This is a genomic window from Streptomyces sp. SAS_270 (assembly GCF_052543295.1).
Window position 1 is genome coordinate 43520 of record NZ_JBMNDS010000001.1, and the last position, 24404, is coordinate 67923.

The 24404-nt window shown below is 70.7% G+C and carries 29 protein-coding genes; 21 read left to right on the forward strand and 8 right to left on the reverse strand.

Annotated elements, in window-relative coordinates:
- Positions 1–91 precede the first annotated feature (91 nt).
- The 3 genes from ACN6LB_RS00230 to ACN6LB_RS00240 all read left to right on the forward strand — a co-directional run bounded on the left by ACN6LB_RS00230 (position 92) and on the right by ACN6LB_RS00240 (position 3518).
- Positions 92–1291: a DUF2993 domain-containing protein gene (locus ACN6LB_RS00230; RefSeq protein ID WP_356142506.1), complete on the forward strand. Its 1200-nt coding sequence runs from the start codon at positions 92–94 to the stop codon at positions 1289–1291.
- Positions 1292–1483: 192 nt separating this feature from the next.
- Positions 1484–1630 (forward strand): hypothetical protein, encoded by a 147-nt coding sequence (locus ACN6LB_RS00235; RefSeq protein ID WP_445024035.1) that lies wholly within the window; start codon positions 1484–1486, stop codon positions 1628–1630.
- A 97-nt stretch (positions 1631–1727) separates the two neighbouring features.
- Entirely contained in the window at positions 1728–3518 is a 1791-nt protein-coding gene (locus ACN6LB_RS00240) for an ABC transporter ATP-binding protein (RefSeq protein WP_445024036.1), read from the forward strand.
- Here the strand turns inward: ACN6LB_RS00240 and ACN6LB_RS00245 are convergent.
- The 6 genes from ACN6LB_RS00245 to ACN6LB_RS00270 all read right to left on the reverse strand — a co-directional run bounded on the left by ACN6LB_RS00245 (position 3493) and on the right by ACN6LB_RS00270 (position 9191).
- Positions 3493–4953 (reverse strand): sensor histidine kinase, encoded by a 1461-nt coding sequence (locus ACN6LB_RS00245; RefSeq protein ID WP_445024037.1) that lies wholly within the window; start codon positions 4951–4953, stop codon positions 3493–3495. The genes ACN6LB_RS00240 and ACN6LB_RS00245 overlap by 26 nt on opposite strands.
- Positions 4950–5681 (reverse strand): response regulator transcription factor, encoded by a 732-nt coding sequence (locus ACN6LB_RS00250; protein WP_356142512.1) that lies wholly within the window; start codon positions 5679–5681, stop codon positions 4950–4952. The genes ACN6LB_RS00245 and ACN6LB_RS00250 overlap by 4 nt, the downstream gene beginning before the upstream one ends.
- A 79-nt stretch (positions 5682–5760) precedes the next feature.
- The gene (locus ACN6LB_RS00255; RefSeq protein WP_445024038.1) at positions 5761–5961 is read right to left on the reverse strand and encodes a hypothetical protein; all 201 of its coding nucleotides are present in this window, start codon (positions 5959–5961) and stop codon (positions 5761–5763) included.
- A gap of 40 nt (positions 5962–6001) precedes the next feature.
- Positions 6002–7210 carry a S1C family serine protease gene (locus tag ACN6LB_RS00260; protein ID WP_445024039.1) on the reverse strand — a complete coding sequence of 403 codons (1209 nt, stop codon included), beginning with the start codon at positions 7208–7210 and terminating at the stop codon, positions 6002–6004.
- A 116-nt stretch (positions 7211–7326) separates the two neighbouring features.
- Positions 7327–8349, reverse strand: a complete 1023-nt coding sequence (locus ACN6LB_RS00265) for a LacI family DNA-binding transcriptional regulator (RefSeq protein WP_356142516.1) — start codon at positions 8347–8349, stop codon at positions 7327–7329.
- Between the two features lie 53 nt (positions 8350–8402).
- A complete protein-coding gene (locus tag ACN6LB_RS00270; protein ID WP_356142518.1) occupies positions 8403–9191 on the reverse strand; it encodes a winged helix-turn-helix transcriptional regulator in 789 nt (262 codons plus the stop codon).
- 252 nt (positions 9192–9443) lie between these two features.
- Here ACN6LB_RS00270 and ACN6LB_RS00275 point away from each other — a divergent pair, with 252 nt between their 5' ends.
- From ACN6LB_RS00275 to ACN6LB_RS00310, 8 genes are all read left to right on the forward strand, one after another.
- A complete protein-coding gene (locus tag ACN6LB_RS00275) occupies positions 9444–10316 on the forward strand; it encodes an alpha/beta hydrolase (protein WP_445024040.1) in 873 nt (290 codons plus the stop codon).
- 39 nt (positions 10317–10355) lie between these two features.
- Positions 10356–10610, forward strand: coding sequence for a MoaD/ThiS family protein (locus ACN6LB_RS00280; protein WP_356142522.1), 255 nt, complete (start codon positions 10356–10358; stop codon positions 10608–10610).
- 8 nt (positions 10611–10618) lie between these two features.
- Positions 10619–11947, forward strand: a complete 1329-nt coding sequence (locus ACN6LB_RS00285) for a hypothetical protein (protein ID WP_445024041.1) — start codon at positions 10619–10621, stop codon at positions 11945–11947.
- A 161-nt stretch (positions 11948–12108) separates the two neighbouring features.
- On the forward strand, positions 12109–12852 hold the full coding sequence (locus ACN6LB_RS00290) for an LmeA family phospholipid-binding protein (RefSeq protein WP_445024042.1): 744 nt from the start codon (positions 12109–12111) through the stop codon (positions 12850–12852).
- A 197-nt stretch (positions 12853–13049) separates the two neighbouring features.
- Complete coding sequence (locus ACN6LB_RS00295) at positions 13050–13130, forward strand: putative leader peptide (RefSeq protein WP_351515640.1); 81 nt, start codon at positions 13050–13052, stop codon at positions 13128–13130.
- Positions 13131–13265: 135 nt separating this feature from the next.
- Entirely contained in the window at positions 13266–14105 is an 840-nt protein-coding gene (locus ACN6LB_RS00300; protein WP_356142529.1) for a sulfurtransferase, read from the forward strand.
- 35 nt (positions 14106–14140) lie between these two features.
- Positions 14141–14428, forward strand: coding sequence for a DUF1416 domain-containing protein (locus tag ACN6LB_RS00305; protein WP_054232391.1), 288 nt, complete (start codon positions 14141–14143; stop codon positions 14426–14428).
- A 122-nt stretch (positions 14429–14550) separates the two neighbouring features.
- A complete protein-coding gene (locus tag ACN6LB_RS00310) occupies positions 14551–14811 on the forward strand; it encodes a DUF3099 domain-containing protein (protein ID WP_445024043.1) in 261 nt (86 codons plus the stop codon).
- Positions 14812–14867: 56 nt separating this feature from the next.
- On the opposite strand, the gene ACN6LB_RS00315 is transcribed toward ACN6LB_RS00310, so the two are convergent.
- On the reverse strand, positions 14868–15230 hold the full coding sequence (locus ACN6LB_RS00315) for a DsrE family protein (RefSeq protein WP_445024044.1): 363 nt from the start codon (positions 15228–15230) through the stop codon (positions 14868–14870).
- A gap of 206 nt (positions 15231–15436) precedes the next feature.
- Between ACN6LB_RS00315 and ACN6LB_RS00320 the strand changes: the two genes are divergently transcribed.
- The 7 genes from ACN6LB_RS00320 (at position 15437) to ygfZ (ending at position 20565) form a co-directional block, all read left to right on the forward strand.
- Complete coding sequence (locus ACN6LB_RS00320) at positions 15437–16174, forward strand: hypothetical protein (protein WP_445024045.1); 738 nt, start codon at positions 15437–15439, stop codon at positions 16172–16174.
- A 104-nt stretch (positions 16175–16278) separates the two neighbouring features.
- Positions 16279–17052: a hypothetical protein gene (locus ACN6LB_RS00325; protein WP_445024046.1), complete on the forward strand. Its 774-nt coding sequence runs from the start codon at positions 16279–16281 to the stop codon at positions 17050–17052.
- On the forward strand, positions 17049–17906 hold the full coding sequence (locus ACN6LB_RS00330) for a hypothetical protein (protein WP_445024047.1): 858 nt from the start codon (positions 17049–17051) through the stop codon (positions 17904–17906). Before ACN6LB_RS00325 ends, ACN6LB_RS00330 begins: the two co-directional genes overlap by 4 nt.
- 225 nt (positions 17907–18131) lie before the next feature.
- Positions 18132–18707: an FABP family protein gene (locus ACN6LB_RS00335; protein WP_445024048.1), complete on the forward strand. Its 576-nt coding sequence runs from the start codon at positions 18132–18134 to the stop codon at positions 18705–18707.
- 101 nt (positions 18708–18808) lie between these two features.
- Entirely contained in the window at positions 18809–19129 is a 321-nt protein-coding gene (locus ACN6LB_RS00340) for a response regulator transcription factor (RefSeq protein WP_356139727.1), read from the forward strand.
- 10 nt (positions 19130–19139) lie between these two features.
- Positions 19140–19589, forward strand: coding sequence for a Fur family transcriptional regulator (locus ACN6LB_RS00345; protein ID WP_445024049.1), 450 nt, complete (start codon positions 19140–19142; stop codon positions 19587–19589).
- Between the two features lie 10 nt (positions 19590–19599).
- On the forward strand, positions 19600–20565 hold the full coding sequence (ygfZ, locus tag ACN6LB_RS00350) for a CAF17-like 4Fe-4S cluster assembly/insertion protein YgfZ (RefSeq protein ID WP_445024050.1): 966 nt from the start codon (positions 19600–19602) through the stop codon (positions 20563–20565).
- A gap of 34 nt (positions 20566–20599) precedes the next feature.
- On the opposite strand, the gene dtd is transcribed toward ygfZ, so the two are convergent.
- Positions 20600–21025 carry a D-aminoacyl-tRNA deacylase gene (gene dtd / locus ACN6LB_RS00355; protein ID WP_445024051.1) on the reverse strand — a complete coding sequence of 142 codons (426 nt, stop codon included), beginning with the start codon at positions 21023–21025 and terminating at the stop codon, positions 20600–20602.
- 195 nt (positions 21026–21220) lie between these two features.
- Between dtd and ACN6LB_RS00360 the strand changes: the two genes are divergently transcribed.
- The 3 genes from ACN6LB_RS00360 (at position 21221) to ACN6LB_RS00370 (ending at position 24374) form a co-directional block, all read left to right on the forward strand.
- Entirely contained in the window at positions 21221–21874 is a 654-nt protein-coding gene (locus ACN6LB_RS00360; protein ID WP_445024052.1) for an RsiG family protein, read from the forward strand.
- A 193-nt stretch (positions 21875–22067) separates the two neighbouring features.
- Positions 22068–23051 carry an asparaginase gene (locus ACN6LB_RS00365; protein ID WP_445024053.1) on the forward strand — a complete coding sequence of 328 codons (984 nt, stop codon included), beginning with the start codon at positions 22068–22070 and terminating at the stop codon, positions 23049–23051.
- A 51-nt stretch (positions 23052–23102) separates the two neighbouring features.
- On the forward strand, positions 23103–24374 hold the full coding sequence (locus ACN6LB_RS00370; RefSeq protein ID WP_445024054.1) for a GNAT family N-acetyltransferase: 1272 nt from the start codon (positions 23103–23105) through the stop codon (positions 24372–24374).
- The last annotated feature ends 30 nt before the right edge of the window (positions 24375–24404 follow it).

Below are 24404 nucleotides of genomic sequence, written 5' to 3' on the forward strand. Positions count from 1 at the left end.
GCATACGGCAGTGGGCAGTTGCTAGTGACCTAGATCGCATACGGGCTGTAGCGGTTGCGGGCAGGGGGGGTACGCATGGTCGGGTGAGACGATGCGCACCCCCCACCGCATACCAGTGCATCCCTATCCGAATGCCTACGAAGAGTTGGGCGCCCTCGACCAAGGGCCACTGGAGGAGTTCCTCCAGGAGGAGGCGGAGCCCGAGGAGGAATGGGCTCCGCCCCAGCACCGGCGCGGCTCCCGGCGGCGCCGAAAACGGTTCGCCGGACTGCCCCTCGCGCTCAAGGCCGTGATCGGTGTCCTCGTCCTCGCCGCCTTCCTCACCCTCGCCGACCGCTGGGCACTGCTGTACGCCGAGCGGAAGGCCGCCGACAGACTCCAGGGCGAACTGGACCTGAGCGCCGCGCCCGAGGTGGAGATCGGGGGCTTCCCGTTCCTCACCCAGCTGGCCGACGACCGGCTCGACCGCGTGAAGGTCACCGTGCCGGACGTGGCCGCCGACCGGGTCACCCTCGCCAGGGTGACGGCGACCGCGACGGACGTACGGCTCGACGCCGACGGGCCCACCACCGTGCGCGGCGCCCGGATCCCCGAACTGCACGGCGAGGTGCTGCTCTCCTTCGCCGACCTCAACCGTGAACTCGGCGCGTCCCAGGTGACGTTCACGGGCCACGGCGGCGATCAGGTCCGGGCGCGCGGCAGGCTGCCGGTGGCGGGCCATGACCTGCGGCTGCGCGCCGACGCCCGCATCCGCCGTGACGGCGAGCGCGGCATCTCGACGCAGATCGGCGGAATGCGCCTGGACATAGGTGACCTGGCGACATACCGCCCCGGCGTCCGCGCCTCCGAGGGTCTGCACCTGACATCCCGCTCGGCCGCGCGCCTCGGCAAGGAGACCGGCAAGGCGAGGGCCCTGCTCTCCGTCCCGGCGGTCGTGCACCGCCTGGGGGTTCCGGACACGGCGGTGCGTGAGGCGCTGCGCGACGACACCAAGCTCGCGCGGCTCACGGGTTCGGCACGGTTCGTCCGCCAGGCGATGCGCCTCAACCTCGTCGACGTGGCCGTCGGCCACCCACTGCTGCTGAAGCGCCTCGGCCTCGACCCGGCCCTCCTCGACGGCCTGTCCCGGCTCACCCGCCCGGTCCTCGTCGACCAGCTCTCCCTCGGCTTCCGTCTCCCGCATCCGGCGGACGGGGAGGTGCGCCTGCGGGATGTGCGGGTGCAGAAGGACGGGATCCGGGTGCGGGTGACGGGGTCTTCCCTGGCAATTGGCTCGGTAAATTCCAAGTGAGGCCTGTAATAAACCCTGTGTGAAGTGGGAGTCGGTTCCCCGAGTCGCCTGAAAATTGATCTCAGTCGCAATTCATTCAGGTCTAAGGGGAATTGGTGACTCCCTGCTCCAGGCTCCCGTAGTGTTTTCCATGTCGAAAGCGAACAGCGCGAACGGCAAAGGGAATTCACCCGAAGGAAGAAGGAGAACCCCATGAGCTTCCACAAGGTCGCCCCCGTCAAGAGCCACCGCAAGGCCGCCCCCGCGCCGAAGAAGGCCGCGCCGAAGAAGGCCGCCCCGGCCGCGCAGCGCACCAACCGCCGCCCGGTCGGCGGCAAGGGTGGCGGCAAGGGCTGCTGACACCCCCTTCGAGGCGGGCCCCGGCGTTCCGACGCGGGGGCCCGCCTCGGGCGTGTTCGGGACCGGAAAGGGAAAACGGGGAAGGCAGGAACAGGGAATGCAGGAAGTGAAAGGGGCGTTCACGCGCTTCTGGCCGCTCACGCGCGGCGACCGTAAATGGCTCGCGCTGATCATCGGCTGCGTGATCGTGGCCGCGCTCGCCGAGACCGCGTCGATCCTGCTCTTCGCGGAGCTCACCGACCATGCGTTGAAGGCCGGTTCGGTCTCCGCGTTCTGGGGTCCGGCCGGGGCCTGGCTGGGTGTCGCCGTACTCGGCGCGCTCGTCGGCTTTTTCGGCAACTCCCTTGCCGTATGGACCGCGGAGAGATTCGTACTCCGGCTGCGCGCGGGCGTGTTCCGCCATGTGCAGGACCTGCCACCCGACTTCTTCCAGAAGCACCGCCAGGGTGATCTGGTGGAGCGTCTGACCGGTGACGTCGAGGCCATCGAGCAGATGGTCGTGTCGGGAGTGGTGGGGACGGTCTCCGCGCTCTTCTCGGCGGTCTTCTACTCCGCCGCCGCGCTCTGGCTCCGCTGGGACCTGGCCCTCGTCACGTTCCTCCTCGCGCCCCTCTTCCTCCTCGCGGCCCGTCGCTTCTCCGGCCGTATCAGGAAGGCGTCCCAGGACGAGCGGGCCGCCGACGGCGCGATCACCTCGGTCGTCGAGGAGTCCCTCGGCAATGTGGTGCTGACCCAGGCGTACAACCGCCGGCGGGCGGAGGAGAGGAGGCTCGACCGCGAGGCACGCGCGTGGATGCGGGCGTCCGTGCGCGGGGCGCGCGCGAGCGAGATGTACGAGCAGTTCGTCGAGGTCGTCGAGACGCTGTGCGTCCTCGCCGTCATCGGTCTCGGTGCCTGGGAGATCTCCCAAGGGCGCATGTCGCTGGGCCAGTTGCTGGCCTTCGCCGCCTTCCTCGGCTACCTCTACCCGCCGATCCGCAACCTCGGCCAACTCGGCCTCACCCTCACCGCAGCCACGGCCGGCGCGGAACGCCTCCAGGAGATCCTCGACACCGAGCCCGCGGTGAGCGACCCCGCCGAACCGGTCCGCCCGTGGCCCGTCCGCGGCTGGGTCGGCTTCCACGGCACGTCGTTCCGCTACCCGGGCGCGGCGAAGGAGTCCCTGCGCGACGTGACGTTCACGGCGGGCCCGGGCGAACTGGTCCTGGTCACGGGCGCGAGCGGCGCCGGCAAGTCCACCCTCTCCAAACTCCTCACGCGCTTCTACGACCCCTCGGCGGGAGTGATCTCCCTCGACGGCGTCCCGCTGACCGACGTACCCCTGGAGTTCCTGCGCGAGAACGTGGCCCTGCTGCCCCAGGAGACGCTGATCCTGCACGGCTCGATCCGCGAGAACATCGAGTGCGGGCGGCCGGGGGCGAGCGACGACGACATCGTGAGGGCGGCCAGGGAGGCGGCGGCGCACGACTTCGTCGCCGCTCTCCCGGACGGCTACGACACCGAGATCGCCCCCGGCACGGCCGCCCTCTCCGGCGGCCAGCTCCAGCGCATCGCCATCGCCCGCGCCATGCTCCGCCGCGCCCCCGTCCTCGTCCTCGACGAACCGACCGCCGGCCTCGACGCGATCGCCGCCCGACGGGTGCTCCAGCCCCTGCGCCGCCTGATGGCGGGCCGCACAACGATCATGATCACGCACGACCTGAGCCTCGCCCCCGACGCGGACCGCATCCTCGTCGTCGACGACGGCCGGCTGGTGGAGGCGGGTACGCACGAGGAGCTGATGGCGCGGGCAGGGGTGTACACGCGGCTCGCCTCGCCGGCCGGGCTTGCGGGCGCGAAGGCGACTGTCCGCGGAGCCGCGGTCAGAGCGTCTCCGGCGGAGGCGTAGCCGCCCCCGGCAGGCGCACCGTCGCCACCGTGCCGCCGCCCTCGGCGGGGGTCAGGGACACTTCACCGCCCGACTGCTGCACCGTACGGGCCACGATCGACAGGCCGAGGCCCGAGCCGGGGAGGGCGCGGGCGCTCGGGGAGCGCCAGAAGCGGTCGAAGACGTGCGGGAGTTCCTCGGCGTCGATGCCGGGGCCGTGGTCGCGGACGGTCAGTTCGCCGTCCTTGAGCACGACGTCGATCGTGCCGCCCTCGGGGCTGAACTTCACCGCGTTGTCCAGGATGTTCACGATCGCCCGCTCCAACGCGGTGGGCTCCGCCCGGACATACCAGGGCTGCACATCCGCCGAGATCGACAGCTCCGGCCCGCGCAGTCGCGCTCGGCGCAGCGCCGCCTCGACCGTGTCCTGGAGGGCGACCACCTGGACGGTGTTCGCCTGCTGGCCCGCGTCCGACCGCGACAGCGTCTGCAAGTCACCGATCAGCGCGGCCAGTTCGGTCATCTGCGCCTTCACGGAGGCGAGCAGCGCCTTGCGGTCCGCCTCGGGGATGGGGCGGCCGGTCTCCTCGCTGCGGGTGAGCAGCTCGATGTTCGTGCGGAGGGAGGTGAGGGGGGTGCGGAGTTCGTGGCCCGCGTCCGCGATCAGCTGCTGTTGCAGCTCGCGGGAGGAGGCGAGGGCCGAGGTCATCGAGTTGAAGGAACGCGAGAGGCGCGCGATCTCGTCCTCGCTGTCCTCTTCCACGGGGATGCGGATCGTCAAGTCCTCGGTGCGGGCCACGTGCTCCACGGCGTCGGTGAGTTTGTCGACGGGGCGTAGGCCTGCGCGGGCGACCCAGAGGCCTGCGGCTCCGGCGCCCACGACTCCGATGCCGGAGACGGCGAGAAGGACGAGGGCGAGTTCGTTGAGAGTGGACTCCGTGCCTTTGAGCGGCAGGGCGTACATGAGGGCGGCGCCCTGAAACACCGATCGGTTTCCACCGTCGTCGATGATGACCAGGGGCACGGTATACACCCGCACGGACTTTCCGTCGGTGTCGGTCCCGTTGTGAATGATGCCCTCGGTCGGGTTCTTGGCCACTTCGGTGTCGGAACCAGTGACCTTCACCGTGCCGGGGGAGTCCGAGGGCAGACAGGACTTGCCGTTGTCCCTGACCAGCTGGAAGTAGTACTCGGAGGGCGGGTGGAAGCTGTTCTCGTTCGTCGTCGACGAGCCGGCCTGGTTGCAGTTGTTGATGGCGTCCATGACGCTGCGCTGCTGCGGGCGCGTCGCCTGGCTCTTGAGCTGGCCGTCGACCTCGTCGTACAGCTTCTTCTGGACGATGAACCAACAAGTGACCGAAACCGCCGCCACCCCGAACGCCACCGCCGCCGCCACCAGCATCGCCAGTCGTGACCGGATCGGCAGGGAGCGGAAGCGGCGTACCACCTTGTTCACTCCGCGCCGCCCGATCGGAGCACGTAGCCCACGCCCCGCACGGTGTGGACGAGACGGGGCTCGCCGCCCGCCTCGGTCTTGCGGCGCAGGTACATGACGTACACGTCGAGCGAGTTGGACGAAGGCTCGAAGTCGAAGCCCCAGACCGCCTTCAGGATCTGTTCCCGCGTGAGGACCTGGCGCGGGTGGGCGAGGAACATCTCCAGCAGGGTGAACTCGGTGCGGGTCAGTTCGACGGCGCGGCCGCCGCGCGTGACCTCGCGGGTCGAGAGGTCCATGCGGAGGTCGCCGAAGGTGAGGGCGTCGTCGTCCGGGGCGGCGCCCGCCGAGGAGGCGTACGAGCTGCGCCGCAGCAGGGCCCGGACCCGGGCGAAGAGTTCGTCCAGTTCGAACGGCTTGACGAGGTAGTCGTCGGCGCCCGCGTCCAGGCCGGTGACGCGGTCGCCGACCGTGTCGCGGGCGGTGAGCATGAGGATCGGCGTCGTGGTGCCCGCGCCACGCATGCGGCGGGCGGCGGTCAGGCCGTCCATCCTCGGCATCTGCACGTCCAGCACGACCAGGTCGGGCTGGTAGGCGGTCGCCTTCTCCAGTGCGTCCGCGCCGTCCACGGCGACCTCGGTGCCGTACCCCTCGAAGGCGAGGCTGCGCTGGAGCGCTTCGCGCACCGCCGGCTCGTCGTCCACGATCAGGATGCGCTGGGGTTCACGGTCGCCTTCGGCGGGGCTCATGGGCTCGGATTCCTCGGATGCGGTGGGGCGGGGTCGGGTGCCATCAGCCTCGCACGTCAGCGGGCGGTCCGGTAAAGGATCAGCCGCGTACGGTACGGCGGCGGGCCGAGGCCCTGAGGGCGGGCCGGGCGCCCGCGGCGGAGGTCGCCACCTCGGGCGCCCGCGCCACCGGCGCGTGCAGCTCGCGGGCCACGGCGAGAGCCAGGCCGAACCCGGCGGGGTCGCTGCCGACGACGACGGTGTGAGTGACGCTCTTGATCATCTTCACTGTCTCGGTCATGTCGACCTCCAGAGGTCGCAGAGGGGTGGGGCGAGCAGGGTCAGCTGTCCGAGCCGCCGGCCCGCAGCGTGGCCAGGTCGGCCTTGACCGTGTTGATCGGGATGGCGAAGCCGAGGCCGACACTGCCCGCGCTCGACGAGGACGACGAGGAGTCCGAAGCGGCCGAGTACATCGCGGAGTTGATGCCGACGATGTTGCCGTTCATGTCGATGAGGGCGCCGCCGGAGTTGCCGGGGTTGAGGGACGCGTCCGTCTGGAGCGCCTTGTACGTCGTCGTCGACGAACCCGTGTCGCCGTTGAACTGCTGACCGCCGAACGAGAAGGGCCACTGGCCGTTGCCGCCGCCCTGCTGTTGCTGCTCCTGGCCCTGGCTCTCGTCGGTCGAGACGGTCACGTCGCGGTTCAGCGCCGAGACGATGCCGCTGGTGACGGTGCCGGTCAGGCCCTCGGGGGAGCCGATCGCGACGACCTGGTCGCCGACCTGTACGCCGTCGGAGTTGCCGAGCGTGGCGGCGGTGAGGCCGGACGGCGCGTCCTCCAGCTTGATGAGCGCGAGGTCCTTCTTGCTGTCGGTGCCGACGACCTTCGCGGTGTACGACTTGCCGTTGCTCAGCTGCACCTTGATCGAGGAGGCACCCGAGATGACGTGGTTGTTGGTGATGATCTCGCCGCCGGTCGTGATGATCACGCCGGCTCCGGTCGAGGAGCCGGAGTTCGAGGCCGCGCTGATCTCGACGATGCTCGGGGTGACCGCCTTGGCGACGCCGGACACCGTGCCCTTGGCGCTGGAGGGGATCACGTTCGTGCTGGTGGAGCTGGAGGAGACGGTGTCCTTGCCGGTCAGCTCCTGGAAGGCGTACGCGGTACCGCCACCCACCGCGGCGGCCGCGATCGCGACGGCGGCGAGCAGGGCGAGCGGACCCTTGGCGCGCTTCTTCGGAGCCGGGGCCGGAGCCGGGGCGGGGGCCATGGGGACGGGGGGTGCGCCGAGAAGGGCCGTACCGCCGCCGTCGTGCCCGCCGCCGTAACCGCCGTCGGCCGAAGCCTGGGGCTGGGGCTGCACCTGGGGCTGGACCTGCGGCTGCACCTGGGTCTCGGCGGTCCCCGGCTGGGCCGGCTCGTACGCCGGCGGGGGCGGCCACTCGGGGTTCACGGGGGAAGAGGCGTGCTGCTGCTGGGGGTACGCCGACTGCTGGTCGGGACCCTGGGGGTTCTCGTACTCGCCGCTGCGGCGGAAGCTCTCGGTCATGGAACAGAGCTTGTCGCCCGATCATGAGAGCTCCCTGAGTGCCCCCTGAGAAGCCCGACAGAAGCTCGTATGCCCGATATAAAGGCGCAGGAGCCCGGGAGGCAGGGGTGTCCGGCTCAGCCGCAGCCGCAGGACCGGCGCACCACGAGCCGGGACGGGAACTGCTTCAGCCGCTCGCGCCGCGACCCGGCGACCCGCAGGCCGTCGTCGAGGACGAGGTCGACGGCCGCGCGGGCCATCCCGGAGCGATCCGTGCCGACCGTGGTCAGCGGCGGGTCGGTGAGCGCGGCTTCCTTGACGTCGTCGAAGCCGGCGACCGCCAGCTCGCCCGGGACGTCGATGCGCAGCTCGCGGGCGGCCCGCAGCACGCCGATGGCCTGGTCGTCGGTGGAGCAGAAGATGGCCGGCGGGCGGTCGGGCCCGGCCAGCAGCTGGAGGCCCACCTGGTAGGCGTCGTAGCGGTTGTACGGGGCTTCGAAGAGGCGGCCCTCGGTGGGGATCCCGGCCTCCTGCATCGCGCGCCGCCAGCCCTCGACGTGGTCGGAGACGGGGTCGCCGACGGACGGCGTATCTGCCGTACCGCCGAGACAGGCCACGTACTCGTGACCGTGCTCGATGAGGTGGCGGGTGGCGAGCTGGGCGCCGCCGATGTCGTCCGTGACGACCGCGACGTCGTCGATCGCCTCGGGCCGTTCGTGCAGCAGCACGACCCGGGCGTCCCAGGCCTCGATCTCCGCGGCAGCGTTGTCATTCAGTGCGTGGCTGACCAGGATCAGTCCGGAGACCCGCATCCCGAGGAAGGCCCGCAGATAGTGGACCTCGCGCTCCGCGATGTAGTCCGAGTTGCCTACCAGCACCATTTTTCCGCGCTCGGCGGCGGCCTGTTCGACCGCGTGCGCCATCTCCCCGAAGAAGGGCTGGCGTGCGTCCGGCACGATCAGGCCTATGAGCTCGGTCTTGCGCGAGGCCATGGCCTGGGCAACCCGGTCGGGCCGGTACGCCAGCTCCTTGATCGCGGCGAGAACGCGCTCGCGCGTGGCCGGGGCAACCGGCCGGGGTCCGTTGTTGATGACATAGCTGACGACGGCAGTCGACGTCCCTGCCAGTCGCGCTACGTCATCCCGAGTCACCTTGGCCACGCGCGGAGTCTACGCGGATGGACCGCCCCTGGGCAGGGCGTACAGCAGGCTTCCTAAGGCTCCGCGGTGACCTCGACGGCCTCCACGGCGTCCAGGTGCGCCGTCTCGTCCGCATCATCCGGCTTTGGCTGGGCCGCCTTGGCCTTCGCCTCGTCCGAGGCGCGGTCCACCTTCTCCGGCGTAACGAATCGATAACCGACGTTCCGGACGGTTCCGATGAGCGACTCGTGCTCGGGTCCGAGCTTCGCGCGCAGCCGCCGTACGTGGACGTCGACCGTGCGGGTGCCGCCGAAGTAGTCGTAGCCCCAGACCTCCTGGAGCAGCTGGGCGCGCGTGAAGACGCGGCCCGGGTGCTGGGCGAGGTACTTCAGGAGTTCGAACTCCTTGAAGGTCAGGTCGAGGACCCGGCCCTTGAGCTTCGCGCTGTACGTCGCCTCGTCGACCGACAGGTCGCCGTTGCGGATCTCCATGGGGGAGTCGTCGTTGACGATCTGCTGGCGGCCCATGGCGAGGCGCAGCCGGGCCTCCACCTCGGCCGGACCTGCCGTGTCGAGGAGTACGTCGTCGATGCCCCAGTCGGCGGTGACGGCCGCGAGGCCGCCCTCGGTGACCACGAGGATGAGCGGACAGCCGGGCCCGGTGGACCGCAGCAGCTGGCAGAGGCTGCGCACCTGCGGGAGGTCGCGGCGGCCGTCGATGAGGATGACGTCGGCACCGGGGGTGTCGACGAGTGCGGGGCCCTCCGCCGGGGCGACGCGCACGTTGTGCAGCAGCAGGCCGAGGGCGGGAAGCACCTCCGTCGACGGCTGAAGGGCATTCGTAAGGAGCAGCAGAGAGCTCATCGCGCCCCACCTGCCCGGGTCGTCCTGAGATCGTGCACGGTTCGCTCGCCCATAACGTCGTCTCCTCCTCGGTCCCTGCGAGGACGTTTGCGGCACTGCTTCGTACTGCGGTTCCCGCGCGCCTTGGGAGCCGCCATGCATTCCCCACCTTCGTACACCTGCGGTTTCCCGCTTCGTATACAACGCTTCAGAAAGCACAAAAGGACCCGGGGGCTACGCTGCCCGAGTCCTCTGCCCAGCAGAATAGCCCACATGAGCTCAGGTCCGGCAGGTCAAACGACGCGATCTTCCAATGGTCCACCTACTGAGACGGGCCGCGGAGCCCCTGCTCGGACGTTTCTTCGGACGGTGGACGGCGTCACCATCGATGCGGCGTACGACCCCGGAACCGGGCCCTCCCAAGACCTCGCGATCGTCGTGGCGCACGGATTCACCGGCGACCTCGAACGTCCGCACGTACGCCGTGCCGCACAGGCGTTCGCGCAGTTTGCGGCGGTGGTCACATTCTCCTTCCGCGGTCACGGGGCCTCCGGCGGCCACTCGACGGTGGGCGACCGGGAGGTCCTCGACCTGGCGGCCGCCGTGGCCTGGGCCCGCGAACTCGGGCACACGCGCGTGGCGACCGTCGGCTTCTCCATGGGCGGCTCCGTGGTGCTGCGCCATGCCGCCCTGTACGGCTCGGCGGGGCAGGAGCACGCGGGGCGCACGGAGGCGCGTACGGACGCGGTGGTTTCGGTGAGCGCTCCCGCCCGCTGGTACTACCGGGGCACCGCCCCTATGCGGCGCCTGCACTGGCTGGTAACCCGCCCGGTCGGCCGCGCCGTCGGCCGCTACGGCCTGCGCACCCGCATCCACCACCAGGAGTGGGACCCGGTGCCGCTCTCACCCGTCGAGTCCGTCCCCCGCATCGCCCCGACCCCGCTCCTCGTCGTTCACGGCGACCGGGACGGCTACTTCCCCGTCGACCACCCGCGGATGCTGGCCGCCGCGGCCGACGGGCACGCCGAACTCTGGCTGGAGCACGGCATGGGGCACGCCGAGCACGCGGCGGACGACGGACTGCTCACCCGCATCGGCGACTGGGCCGCCGCCCACGCGGGCCGGGCCGGCACCGACGAGAGCTAGCCTGGCGGTGTTCACAGCAACCACTGAATGAGGAATGAGATGGCCAAGGGCACAGTGCGCTACTGGGCCGCCGCCAAGGCCGCGGCAGGCGTCGCCGAGGAGCCGTACGACGCGGGCACGCTCGCCGAGGCGCTCGACACCGCCCGCGAGCGACACCCCGGCGAACTCGTCCGTGTCCTGCTGCGATGCTCGTTCCTCATCGACGGTGACCCCGTGGGGACCCGCGGACATGAGACGGTACGGCTGGCCGAGGGCGGCACGGTCGAGGTGCTCCCGCCGTTCGCAGGAGGGTGAGCGAGACGATGAGCAACCAACAGCCGTACGACGGGTACGAGGGGTACGACGGGGCCGGCGGGTACGAAGGGTCCGGTGGACCCGGTGGGTACGAGGGCTACGACCCGTACCAGCACCCGCAGCACCAGCAGCCGTATCAGCCGCAGCCGCACCCGCAGCAGGGGCAACAGCAGCAGCAGCCGTACCAGCCGCCGCAGGAGCCCGGGTGGCCCGGGCAGCAGCAGGGATACGACGACCCCTCGCAGCAGCACCAGTACACACAGCAGTGGGAGGGGCAGACCTGGGAGACGCAGACCCAGGCGCAGCAGCCCCCGGCCGCCGCGGACACGGCGTACCTGCCTCCGCAGGGATACGCCGAGCCCTACGGCGCGGCCGCGCACTCCCTCCCGCCGGAGGCGCCGACGCCGCAGTGGACGCCCGAGCACGCCCAGGCCGCCCACCAGGCACCGGGCGCCGACGGCTTCGCCCACGCGCACTCCGCCCGCCCCGGCGGCACGACGCCCGGCGTTCACTCCGGTGCCGCCGCCGAAGAGGGCGCCGACCCCGGCTACGGCCCCGCCACCACCACCGGCAACACCCGTGTCACCGACGCCCAGCGCGCCCGTGCCGAGGGCCGGTCGCCGATCATCGAGCCCGGGATCCAGCCCGCCGCCCTGACCGCCGTCCTCGGGCTGCTGCTCGCGGTGGCGGCCCCGGTCGGGGAGTACGCGCTCGCCGTACCGCTGGTGCTGCTGCAGGCCGTGACGGCCGCGGGCTGGTTCCGGCTGAACGGGATGTGGCCCGCCCGGCAGGGCATCGCGCTGGCCTTCGCGGGCGCGCTCACGGCGGACGTCGCGCTGCTCGCCGCGGGCCGCGAACACGCGCCCGCCGCGATCCTCGGCACCCTCGGCGTGTGGGTCCTGCTCACCCTCGTCCTGCAACTGCGCAGCCACGCCGACCCCGACACCCGGATGTCCGGCCTGATGGCGACCGTCGCCTCGGCGGCGCTGGCGATCGTCGCGGCCGGGCACCTCGCCGCCGACCCCGACGCCGTCTCGGTCGGCGCGGCCGCGGTCGCCGTCGCGGTCCTCGCCCGCGCGCTGCCGCTGCCCACGCCGGCCTCGGTGGTCGTCGCCCTGCTGGCCGCCTCGGGCGCCGGTATCGCCGTGGGCGGGATGACGGACCTCGGCACCCAGGGAGCCTTCCTGGGCCTCGGCGCGGGCGTCTGCGCGCTGGTCGGCCACCGGGTCGCCAGCTACGACTACCCGTCCCGTTTCGTGCACTTCACGGCGGGGGTGGCGCTGCCGCTGGCCGCGGCGGCTCCGGCCATCTACGTACTGGGCAGGGCGCTCGGGTAGTCCGGCCGGAGGGGCTCGACGGGTCGACGGCCGCCTGTCACAGGTGATCGACAACTCCGGGTAACCCTCCGGCCAAGGCCTCGGCCAGGGTTAGTCTCGCGCGAGACGGCCACTCGGGTCGTCAGGACGTGAGATCCGGCCGAGGTGGGGGAACACCGAGCATGCGCGCACTGCGAATACTTCTGATCGTCGTCGTCATCCTGGGCGGTCTGTTCGTGATCGCGGACCGGGTGGCGGTCGGCTTCGCCGAGGACAAGGCCGCGGACCGGATCAGGACCACCGAGGGTCTGTCCAGCACCCCCGACGTGTCCATCGACGGCTTCCCGTTCCTCACCCAGGTGGCCGGCGGCGAGCTCGACGACGTGAAGATAGGCATCAAGAGCTACGAGGCGGTGACGGGCAGCACCAGTGCCGCCACGGCCAAGATCCGCATCGACGACCTGAGCGCCGAGATGCACGGCGTGGTCTTCGACGGCGACTACAGCTCCGCCACCGCCAACAGCGCCAGCGGCACCGCGAGCATCGCGTACGACGAGTTGCTGAAGGCGGCCAAGTCCGGGCCCGTCGCGGTCGGCCCCGGGGTCACCGCCGAGGTGGTGGGCCTCTCGGACGGCGGCAACGGCAAGATCAAGGTCAAGGTCGAGGCGACCGTGCTCGGCACGAAGCTGCCCCAGCCGGTCTCCGTGCTCAGCTCGGTCAGCGTCGAGGGCGAAACGGTCAAGGTGCACGCCGACTCCCTGCCCAGGCTGGGCGTCGAGCTCGCCGAGGGCAAGATCCGCGCGATCACCGACTTCCAGCAGAAGATCGACCAACTGCCCGGCGGCATCCAGCTCGACAAGGTCGAGGCGGCCCCCAACGGTGTCGAGATCACGGTGAAGGGTTCGGACGTCAAGCTGGTCGGGTAGGACCCCTCCGTGGGCGGACAGGCGTCCGAAAGGCGAGACGCCCCCGTCCGTCCGGCAGGTGTGACGACGGATACAAGGGCCCGGAACCCCTGCGGGAGCGGCGTCGACCCCTCACTGGTCTCACATTGCGGACGATCGCGTCTCACCATGCGACACGCCGGTGACATGTCCGCCTGTGCGTCCCTACGATCGACGACATGAAGCGACAGGCGGATCTCACGAAGCGGCGGGCAGTAGACCTGTGCCGCGTCGCCGCCATGCTCTGTCGCTCCTTCTGAGCGGAAGCGCCGACTTCCGCGTTCCCCGGCCCTCTTGCCAGGGCCCTCGTGCGCCGCGTACGCCGCTTCCAGGCCCGAGCGCGCACCCCTCTCTGACGCACCACCCCGCCGCAACTGCCCCGGAGGAGAACGAGCATGAGCCGCAGCGACGTCCTGGTAGACGCCGACTGGGTCCAGGAGCACCTGGATGACCCGAGCGTGGCCATCGTCGAGGTCGACGAGGACACGTCCGCCTACGAGAAGAACCACATCACCAACGCGATCCGGATCGACTGGACGAAGGACCTCCAGGACCCGGTCCGCCGTGACTTCATCGACCAGGAGGGCTTCGAGAAGCTCCTCTCGGCCAAGGGCATCGGCAACGACACCCTCGTCGTCCTCTACGGCGGCAACAACAACTGGTTCGCGTCGTACGCCTACTGGTACTTCAAGCTGTACGGCCACGAGAACGTCAAGCTCCTCGACGGCGGCCGCAAGAAGTGGGAGCTGGACTCCCGCGACCTGGTCGCCGAGGTGCCCACCCGCCCCGCCACCGACTACAAGGCGAAGGCGCAGAACACCGCGATCCGCGCCTTCCGTGACGACGTCGTCGCCGCGATCGGCTCGCAGAACCTGGTCGACGTCCGTTCGCCCGACGAGTTCAGCGGCAAGCTGCTCGCCCCGGCGCACCTTCCGCAGGAGCAGTCGCAGCGTCCGGGCCACGTCCCGTCCGCCCGCAACATCCCGTGGTCGAAGAACGCCAACGACGACGGCACCTTCAAGTCGGACGACGAGCTCAAGGAGCTCTACGCCGAGGAGCAGGTCGACCTCGCCAAGGACACCATCGCCTACTGCCGTATCGGTGAGCGTTCCGCGCTCACCTGGTTCGTGCTGCACGAGCTGCTCGGTGTGGAGAACGTCAAGAACTACGACGGCTCCTGGACCGAGTACGGCTCCCTGGTCGGCGTCCCGATCGAGCTCGGCGCCAACAAGTAATCCTCGTAGTCAAGGCCTGAAGGACGGAAACGAACATGTGTGGAGCGAAGGCCGGCGGCCCCGACGCCTCGACGATCAAGCCCGGTGAGACCACGATCCAGGGTCAGGTGACCCGCGACGGCGAGCCCGTGACGGGCTACGTCCGTCTCCTGGACTCGACCGGCGAGTTCACCGCGGAGGTCCCCACCTCCGCGACGGGTCAGTTCCGCTTCTACGCGGCCGAAGGAACCTGGACCGTCCGGGCGCTGGTCCCCGGCGGCACCGCGGACCGTACGGTCGTCGCCCAGACGGGCGGCCTCGCGGAGGTCGCCATCGCCGTCTGACGGCAGTTCGTACGGTGTGACGGCCGTACGTCATGAACGGCCGAAGGGCCGCACCCCCGGGGGTTGGACGCTTACCGGATCGGGGTGCGGCCCTTCGGCTGCGTCCGGCATACGCTGGACGTATGTACGCGCGAAGGCGACACGTTTACTTCGCCATGATGGGGACGTGCATCGGGCTCTTCGTCCTGGCCTGGGGAGTCGTGCGCCTCTGGTCGATTCCGGCGGCCGTCGGGATGTGCGTGGTGGCGATGGTGATTCCGCCGCTCGCCGCGATGGTCGCCAACCGGCGCGGCCCCGAGGACCGCTGGTGGGACGACCCGTCCGGCGACCCGAAGTCCGACGACTGGTGGGACGAGCTGGACGGGAAGAAGCGCCGCCAGTAGGTCTGAGCCGGTGACCGGGCCGTCGTCCGGCCGGGGCTCGGTACCAGTGGACGAGATCAGTAGACGAGTGCCTGCGTCTCGTCCGCCATCGCCTCCTGGACGAACACCTGCGCGCCCGCGATGCGTACGCCGTCGAGGACGTCCTTCTCCGTGATGTCGCGGCGGGCCGCGCACTGCGTGCACAGGGTGACGCGGCCGGCGGCCAGGACCGAATCGATCAGGTCGGGGAGCGGGGCCGCGTGCGGCAGCTCGAACTCGGCGGCGCGGCCCGGCAGCGCGAACCAGGCGGACTCGCCGGTCAGCCAGAGGGAGACGTCGACACCGCTGGCCACGGCGACCGCCGCGACCGTGAACGCCTGGGAGCACCTCTCGGGGGCGTCGGCCCCCGCCGTCACCTTGATCACGAGCTTCTTCGCCATGCCCGAATCGTATGCCCCGAACGGTAGTCCGAATCGTAACCAACGCGCGCGCAACCCCGTGTGTCACCCGTGAGTCTCCTGTGCGCGCGAATACGGAATCCGCGCTTCACGTTCTGTGGGGGGACGTCTTGGAAGTGCCAGAAGTGCCAGAAGTACAGGAAGTCGCGGAAGTCACGGAAAGACCCGAGGCGTCGGAGGCCTCCGGGGTGGCCGAAGTCGCGGCAGGTGCTCCGCGGGTCCGCCGGCGCGGCCGTACGACGCTGCTGATCGCCACCGCCGCCGTGCTGGGGCTCGTCGCCGGCACGTGCGCCGGCTATCTCGTCCAGGCCGACCGCGAGCCCACCGAGCTGCCGTACCTCTCGCAGCCCGTGGTCAAGCAGGCCAAGGGCGACGGCCCCGAGCCGCTGTCGGCCGCGCAGGACCGCAAGGTGAAGGTCGACGGCGACCTGCGCAGGCTGCTGGTCAAGCGGCCGAAGGGGACGCAGGCGTCCAAGTACCTCACGGGCAAGGACGGCTGGATGGACGTGGCCGACTACTCGGAGTCGTTCAAGAAGCCGGACGTCGGCTTCAAGAACCTCGTCCAGGACGAGTTCCGCCGGGCCGCCGTCACCGGCTGGCAGAGGGGGAGCACGTACAGCGTCGAGATCCGTCTCGTGCAGTACCGCCAGGAGGAGGGCATCGGCGCCTCCGACGAGTTCGACAACTCGCTCTTCTGGGCGGAGAAGGACAGCGGCACCGACAGCTGGTCCATCCCCGGCACGGGGGACGGCATGGCGTACGTCCACGCCGACCCCGACACCAGGCCGGGCTATCTGCCGCTGTACGAGGCCGAAGCGCACGCCTACCGCGGCGACATCGCCATGGAGATCTGGGTCTACGACAGCAAGCCGATCCCCAAGAAGACGATCATGGACCTGGCCGAGCGGCAGATGGGGCGGCTGTGAACGAGAACCCGACCGCGCCCATGGAACCGACGACACCCGTGGAGCCCGTACAGGAAACCCCTGTTCAGGAACCGCCGGTGCAGGCCCCTGTTCAGGAACCGCCGGTGCAGGCCCCTGTACAGGATCCCGAGCAGGCACCGAAGAAGAAGCGCCTGCGGCCCGGCAGTGTCGCCGCCGTCGCCGGTGCCGTCCTCCTGCTGGGAGCCGTCATCGGCGGCGTCGGCTACACCGTCGTGACCGTCCAGGATGCCGACCGTGACGCGGGCGCGCCGCGTTGGCGCCTCCCCGCGGCCGAGCACGGCGTCGTGAAGGTGAAGGAGGGCTCCGGACTGGCAGGCATGCTCGTGCCGTTCGGTCCCGACGGCTGGAACCGGGGCCCGGACATCGCCGAGTTCGGCTCCGACGCCGAGTTGAGCGGACGTCAGGCCACCGCCCTGCGCAAGGAGTCGCTGCGCGACCTGCCCCGCTCCACGCGGCGGCAGCTGGAGAAGGAGATCGACAAGGAGCGCATCAAGGGCATGGCGATGCGCAGCTACTACGACTCGATAAACATCGATCCCCCCACTGTGAGCATCGTGCTCTCCCAGATGGAGAACAAGGCAGCCATACGGGACAGCGTGAAGTTCCAGAACGAGTTTCTCAGCGCCCTCAAGATCTTCCGCAAGGGCCCGGAGATCAAGGGCTACAAGAACGCCCACTGCTTCCTGCCGCCCAAGATCGCGGGCGAGAAGCTCGACACGATGGTCTGCTCCGCCTACCAGGGCGACGTGCTGGTCAGCCTCACCGCGCATGCGGTCAAGTCGATGGACACCACTCTCGTCGCGACGCTGCTGCGCGAACAGCTCGACCGCATCGCAGAACCCGGGGAGGCGGTATGACCGAGCAGATGGAACAGGCCGAGCAGCACCCGCAGACAGTGGTGGTGGCTCCCGACGCGCAGCTCGCGGACGTGGCTCCCGTCAAGGTCAGGAAGGACCGCCGGGTCCTGCGTGCCGTCCTGCGGTGGACCGCCGCCGTCGTGGTCTTCGGGGCAGTCGGTACGTCGGCCGCGTATGGCATCACGCGGATGGAGCGGACGGACGTACCCGGTCTGGCGACCGAGTCGGACGGGCGCTGGGACTACCCGACGATCAGCAAGCCGCCGCTGCCCGCCGGCAGCCCCGGTCCCTTCGCCGACGAGAACGTGGCGGGTGCCCACTACGCGGACCTGCGGAAACTCGTCCTGCCCGCGCCCAAGGGCGCCAAGGCCGACAAGGCGCTGCGCGGCGAGGACGGCTGGCTGCGGACGAAGGACTTCCTGGCGGAGTACCCGGTGTCGGACGACCGCGAGGAACTCGGCGGGTTGCTGACCGACAACGGCCTGCGGCACGTCGCGGCGCGCGGCTGGACCACCGGGGACGGCACGCACACGCGGATCTATCTGCTCCAGTTCAATACGGCGGCCGTCGTGGACAGCATCCAGGAGGACGTGTTCGGCTTCGACAGTCCGCGGTACATGGTGCGGGGCGCCGCCGAGGTGCACACCGACGAGGGCTTCCCGGAGAAGGCGACGATCGAGGACGTGCAGCACTACGTGTACGCCGAGGCGAAGCCGTACGGAGCCACGAACGAGCGGCAGGCGTATCTCACGGCCGGCGACACCCTCGCCCTGATCGTGCAGTCCCGCAAGGGCACCGCGCAGGCCGTGCCGTTCCAGCAGACGGTGGTGCTGCAGAGCCAGCTGCTGAGCTGAGCCTGCATGGCGTACCTCATGGAGAGGGCCGGGCCCCGGGCGACTAGGATTGGGGCTCGGTCCTGTGTACATACGCGCACCCGCTCATCCGAGGAGCACCCGTGGAGATCTTCTTCGAAACCCTGCTGGTCCTGGTCTGCGTCGGCGTTCTCGCCTTCGCCGGTCTGACCGTGAAGAAGCTGTACCAGGGCCAGCGCTGACCCCCATCAAGGAACTGCCGACCTCATGATCGAGATCCCGTCCGACCTCCACAAGGGCCTGGTCCCCCTGGCCTTCCTGCTCGGCGACTGGGCCGGTGCCGGCGTGCACGACTTCCCGGGTTCCGAGAAGTGCAACTTCGGTCAGGAGGTCACCTTCAGCCACGACGGCCGGGACTTCCTGGAGTACCACTCGCGTACCTGGGTGCTCGACGCCGAGGGGAACAAGGTCAGCCCGCTGGAGACCGAGTCCGGCTTCTGGCGCATCGACGACAACCGCAAGGTCGAGGTCGTCATGACCCGCGACGACGGTGTCGTGGAGATCTGGTACGGCGACCTGGCGGACAAGAAGCCGCAGATCGACCTGGTCACGGACGCCGTCGCACGCACGGCGGCCTCGGGCCCGTACACCGGTGGCAAGCGGCTTTACGGGTACGTGAAGAGCGACCTCATGTGGGTCGGCGAGAAGCAGACCCCCGAGGTCGAGCTGCGCCCCTACATGTCGGCGCACCTGAAGAAGGTCGTCACCCCGGAGGATGTCGAGCGCTGGGCCAAGGACCTGCCCGACGACATGCCGGACGACGGGATCGCGTTCTTCAAGTAGGACGCGCACCCCGGACGCCCGCCGTTCGCGTACGGCATCTCTCAAGCCGTATCAAGCGAACGTTCACGCTCCTTTGATGTGGGGCCGGTAACTCTGCTGGAGTGACCGGTCCCACACGCGTTTCCGCCGCCAGCGTCCTCGTCGTCGACGACGAGCCCGCCGTCCGCGAGCTGCTCGCACAGACCTTCGGCCTGGCCGGCTTCGAGGTCATCACCGTCGCCGGCGGGGTCGCCGCGCTGAACACCGTCTACAGCCGGGCCCCGGACGTCGTCGTCCTGGACATGCGGCTCCCGGACCTCGACAGCCGCCAGGTGGTCCGCATCCTGCGCGAGGACGGCCACGACGTCCCGGTCGTCCTCCTCCCCAAGCCTTTCGACCTGGAGAACGTCGTCACGCGCGTGCGACAGATCCTGGGGTCCTAGACTGGGCGGCGTGGTGAGCACCGACTGGAAGAGTGATCTGCGGCAGCGCGGTTACCGGCTGACTCCGCAGCGGCAGCTTGTGCTCGAAGCCGTGGACACGCTGGAGCACGCGACCCCGGACGACATCCTGGTCGAAGTGCGCAAGACGGCGTCGGGCGTGAACATCTCGACGGTCTACCGGACGCTGGAGCTCCTGGAGGAGCTCGGCCTGGTCAGCCATGCCCACCTCGGGCACGGGGCGCCGACGTACCACCTGGCCGACCGGCACCACCACATCCACCTGGTGTGCCGGGACTGCACCAACGTCATCGAGGCCGACGTCGAGGTCGCCGACGACTTCCGGGCACGGCTGCGCGAGTCGTTCGGCTTCGACACCGACATGAAGCACTTCGCGATCTTCGGGCGGTGCAAGGACTGCACGCGCAAGAGCTCGCTGAAGAATTCAACTACCGAGTCGTAGGCTTAGGCACATGAAGAGCCCCCTGCTGTCCCTGCCCGGCGCCGTCCCCGCCGAGGGCGTGGACGAAGGCGTCGCCGCCCACTACGGCGACCTGTTCCGCGAACAGCGTGCCCTCGCCGACGGAACCGGATTCGTGGACCTCTCGCATCGCGGGGTCCTCACCGTCACCGGCGACGACCGGCTGAGCTGGCTGCACCTGCTGCTCACCCAGCACGTCACCGATCTCCCGGCGGGCCGCGCCACCGAGGCGCTGATCCTCTCCGCGCACGGCCACATCGAGCACGCCCTGTACCTCGTCGACGACGGCGCCACGGTGTGGATGCACACCGAACCCGGCACCCAGGACGCGCTGATCGCCTACCTGGAGTCGATGAAGTTCTTCTACCGCGTCGAAGTCGCCGACCGGACCGACGAGTTCGCGGTGGTGCACCTGCCGGCCGGTTCGATCGCCGATGTCCCGGACGGCGCCGTCGTACGCGAGACGGCGTACGGGCGTGATCTGTTCCTGCCCCGCGCGGACCTGGAGTCGTACGCGCAGAAGGCCGGTCCCGCGGCCGGGCTCCTCGCCCACGAGGCGCTGCGCGTCGAGAACCACCAGCCGCGCCTCGGCTTCGAGACCGACCACCGCACCATCCCGCACGAACTGGGCTGGATCGGCACGGCCGTTCACCTCCAGAAGGGCTGCTACCGCGGGCAGGAGACCGTCGCCCGCGTGCAGAACCTCGGCAAGCCGCCGCGTCGCCTCGTCTTCCTCCACCTGGACGGCAGCGAGGTCCATCTCCCGCCGCACGGCACGGAACTGCGCCGCGCGGACGAGGGACCCGACGGCCGGAAGATCGGCTTCATCACCACGTCCGTACGCCACCACGAACTCGGCCCGATCGCGCTGGCCCTGGTCAAGCGGAACGTGCCCGTGGACGCGCCGCTGCTGGCCGACACGACGGCCGCCGCGCAGGAGACGGTGGTCGAGCCCTAGGGCTCAGCGGCTCAGCGGCTCAGTGGCTCGGGGCTCACATCTCCAGCAGGACCGTGAACGGGCCGTCGTTCGTCAGCGAGACGCGCATCTGCGCGCCGAACCGGCCCGTCGCCACCGTCGCGCCCAGTGAGCGGAGTTGGGCGACCACCTCGTCGACGAGGGGCTCGGCGACATCGCCGGGAGCCGCCGCGTTCCACGTGGGGCGGCGGCCCTTGCGGGCGTCACCGTAGAGGGTGAACTGGCTGATGACCAGCAGCGGGGCGTCGATGTCGCTGCACGACCTCTCGTCGCTCAGCATGCGGATCGACCAGAGCTTGCGGGCCAGTTGGGCCGCCTTCTCCTTGGTGTCCTCGTGCGTCACCCCGACGAGGACGCACAGGCCCTCGCCGTCGATCTCGCCGACCGTCTCGCCTTCGACGACGACGCTCGCGCCGTCCACTCTCTGCACCACCGCACGCATGACGACCATCATGCCGTGCCCGTCCGGTCCACCCGCCGTGCGGGCCCTTCGCGTGATTTCCGGGGTCTCGAACCCCCCATCTGGGGCCGATCGGGGGCACTCGGTCACATAGCGACCACTTGGGGTGGCACGATGCGGGGTGTTGCGGTGCATCCGCGGGGTGGACCGCGCCGGTCGAGGGGACGGTAGAGGCACATGAGCACACCGAGGTACGGGCAGCAGCCGCCCGGGACCGTGTCACTGACCCGGGCGACTCCACGGGAGCGGAACGGGGGCGCCGCGGGCACCGGCGGGCGGCCGGGCGGCGTCGTGATCCGGCCGCCGGCGCAGCGCACCGACAGCACGCTGCTCGCGCCGCAGCCGCCTCTCCACGACCTCGCCGTGCTGCGGCTGGCCGAGCTGCGCACGCTGCGCCGCGACGCCCAGCGCGACGAGGCCGACCTCAGCTACGTGCGACGGCTCCTCCAGGGGCGCATCGACATCCTGCGGGCCGAGCTGGCGCGCCGCGGCGGCCTGGCGGCGCCTGCCGGGGTCATGGAGCGGCTTTCGGAGATCCTCACGGACGCGCCGGCCCGGCACCGCTCGTCGGCCCGCCATGTGACGGTGGGCACTCCGTACGGCGAGGAGTACCGGCGGCTGGCCGCGGACATGCTCGGCGAGGTCGAGCTGTCGGACCTGGAGGCGCGTACGGACGACGAGCTCGGCGCCGGGATGGGGCGACTGGTCCGCTACGAGCAGCAGGTGTCCCGCAGGCGGCAGGTGCTGCAGCGCACGGCCGACGATTGCAGCGCGGAGATCGCGCGCAGGTACCGTGAAGGGGAAGCACAAGTGGACGACCTCCTCATGTGACGTGGTGGCCCCCGGTGATCCCGGGTGCCCGACGGCCGGCGTGATCCGGGGCCCCGACCGGGGCGCCTTCCGGATGGCGGTTTCGGTCAGTCGCCGCGGACGGGGGTCCCCCGCCGCTCGGCGAAGTCGGGAGTGGGGGTGGTCGTCACCCGCCCGCGTTCCCGCACCGCCTCGTCCCGGAAGGCCACCGCCGATGTCCGCCGCCCTCGCTGACCCCGTCATATCCCCCGTGCCCGCCGCGGCACCCGTTCTTGCCGAGGTCGTACGGTCCGGCTTCGTCGAGGGCCGTCACCGGGGCAGCCTGGTGCTGCTGGCCGCCGACGGATCGGTCGAGCTGGCGCTCGGGGACGTGAGCGCACCGGTGTTCCCGCGCTCCTCCAACAAGCCCATGCAGGCGGCGGGCATCCTGCGGGCCGGGCTGGAGCTGAGCGGGGAGCGGCTGGCCCTCGCCGCCGCCAGCCACTCCGGTGAGACCTTCCACCGCGACCTCGTCCAGAAGATGCTGACCGAGCACGGGCTGACGGCCGCGCAGCTCCAGTGCCCGCCCGACCTGCCGCTGGACCCGGTGGAGACCGAGACGTACCTCGCCGCGGGCGGTGTCCGCGACCGGGTGACCATGAACTGCTCCGGCAAGCACACGGCGATGCTCGCGGTGTGCGCGCAGCGGGGATGGCCGCTGGACTCCTACCTCGACCCCGGGCACCCGCTCCAGCAGCTGATCCGCACCGTGGTCGAGGAGGCGTCGGGGGAGCAGGTCGCGGCGGTCGGTACGGACGGCTGCGGCGCCCCGCTGATGGCGATCACCCTGACGGGCCTGGCCCGCGCCTTCCGCTCCTTCGTCCTGGCCGAGGACGGCTCCGCCGAGCGCCGCGTCGCCGACGCGATGCGCACCCACCCCGAGTACGTCGCGGGCACCCGGCGCCCCGACACCTGGCTCATGCACGAGGTGCCGGGCGCCCTGTCCAAGATGGGCGCGGAGGCCGTCCAGGCCGTCGCCCTCCCCGACGGCCGCGCCCTCGCCTTCAAGATCGACGACGGCGCGGGACGGGCCCTGGGCCCCGTACTGGCCCGCGGCCTCGCCCTGCTGGGCGTGCAGGCACCGGTGGTGACGCGCATCGGACGGGCGCCGTTGATGGGCGGGGCGCTTGAGGTGGGGGAGATCAGGGCGGCGTTCTGAGGCGGGGAAAACCCCGCGACGCCCCCGGCCCCGTACGCCTAGCGTGGTCCCATGAGCCGCCGCGAGGACGTCAAGGACATCGACGTACGCCCGATCACCGAGGCCGAGATCCCGGACTGGATCAGAGCGCTGAACACCGGGTTCCTGAGGCCCCCCACGGTGTCGGACCGGGAGGTCGAGGACCGGAGTTCGTACATCCTGCCGTCACGGACCCTCGGCGCCTTCGACGGCACCCGCTGCGTGGCGACCTTCCGTTCGTTCCCGCAGGAGCTCACCGCGGTCGGTGGCCGCCCCGTCCCCGCGGACGCCATCTCGAACGTCACGGTCACCGCCACGCACCGCCGCCGTGGCCTCCTCAGCCGCATGATGGGCCAGGACCTGGCCGCGGCGAAGGCACGCGGCGACGTCGTCGCGACGCTGATCGCCGCCGAGTACCCGATCTACGGCCGCTTCGGCTTCGGCCCCGTCACACACGCCACGGAGTGGACCGTCGACGTACCGCGTACGGGCCTGGATCCCCGTTGGTCGGGCCCCGCGGACGGCGGCCGTGTCGACCTCGTGGACGCCGCGGACGTCCGCAAGGTCGGCCCCGAACTGCACGAGCGGCTGCGGAGCGCGCAGCCGGGCGTGGTCAGCCGGGACGAGCGCTGGTGGCAGGTCAGCACGGGTGCGCTGAGGCTGGACCGCGCCCCGTGGGCGGAGCCCTTCTACGCGGTGTACCGCTCGGCGGGCGGCGAGGTGGACGGCCTGGTCGCGTACACGTGCGACGACAACTGGGGCGACGCCAAGCAGCCGTTGAACACGGCGACCGTGAAGGGGCTCATCGCGGTGACCCCTGCTGCCGAGCGGGCCCTGTGGCAGTACCTGTGCTCGATCGACTGGATCGTCCGCCTCAAGTCGGGCCGGCGCGCACCCGACGATCTGCTGCCGCACCTCCTGCCCGATCCGCGCGCCGCCCGGATCACCTCGCAGGCGGACTGGCTGTGGGTGCGGATCCTGGACGTCGTACGGGCGATGGAAGCGCGTACGTACGAGGGGTCGGGGAGTCTCGTCCTGGAGGTGACCGACCGGGACGGGCTGTCCGCCGGGCGGTACCGGCTCGACGCGGCGGGGCCGGACGGTGCCCGGTGTGTGCCGAACACGCAGGACGCCGCCGAACTCAGCCTCGATGTCGGCGAGTTGGCGGCGCTGTGGCTGGGCGACGAGTCGGCGGTGCGGCTTGCGGCGCTCGGCCGGGTGCGGGAAGAACGAGCGGGCGCCGCCTCCGTTGCCGACGCCCTGCTGCGCACGTCCAGGCGGCCTTGGTGCCCGGACATCTTCTGATCTCCTGAACTCTCCTGAGCGGTGCTCCCT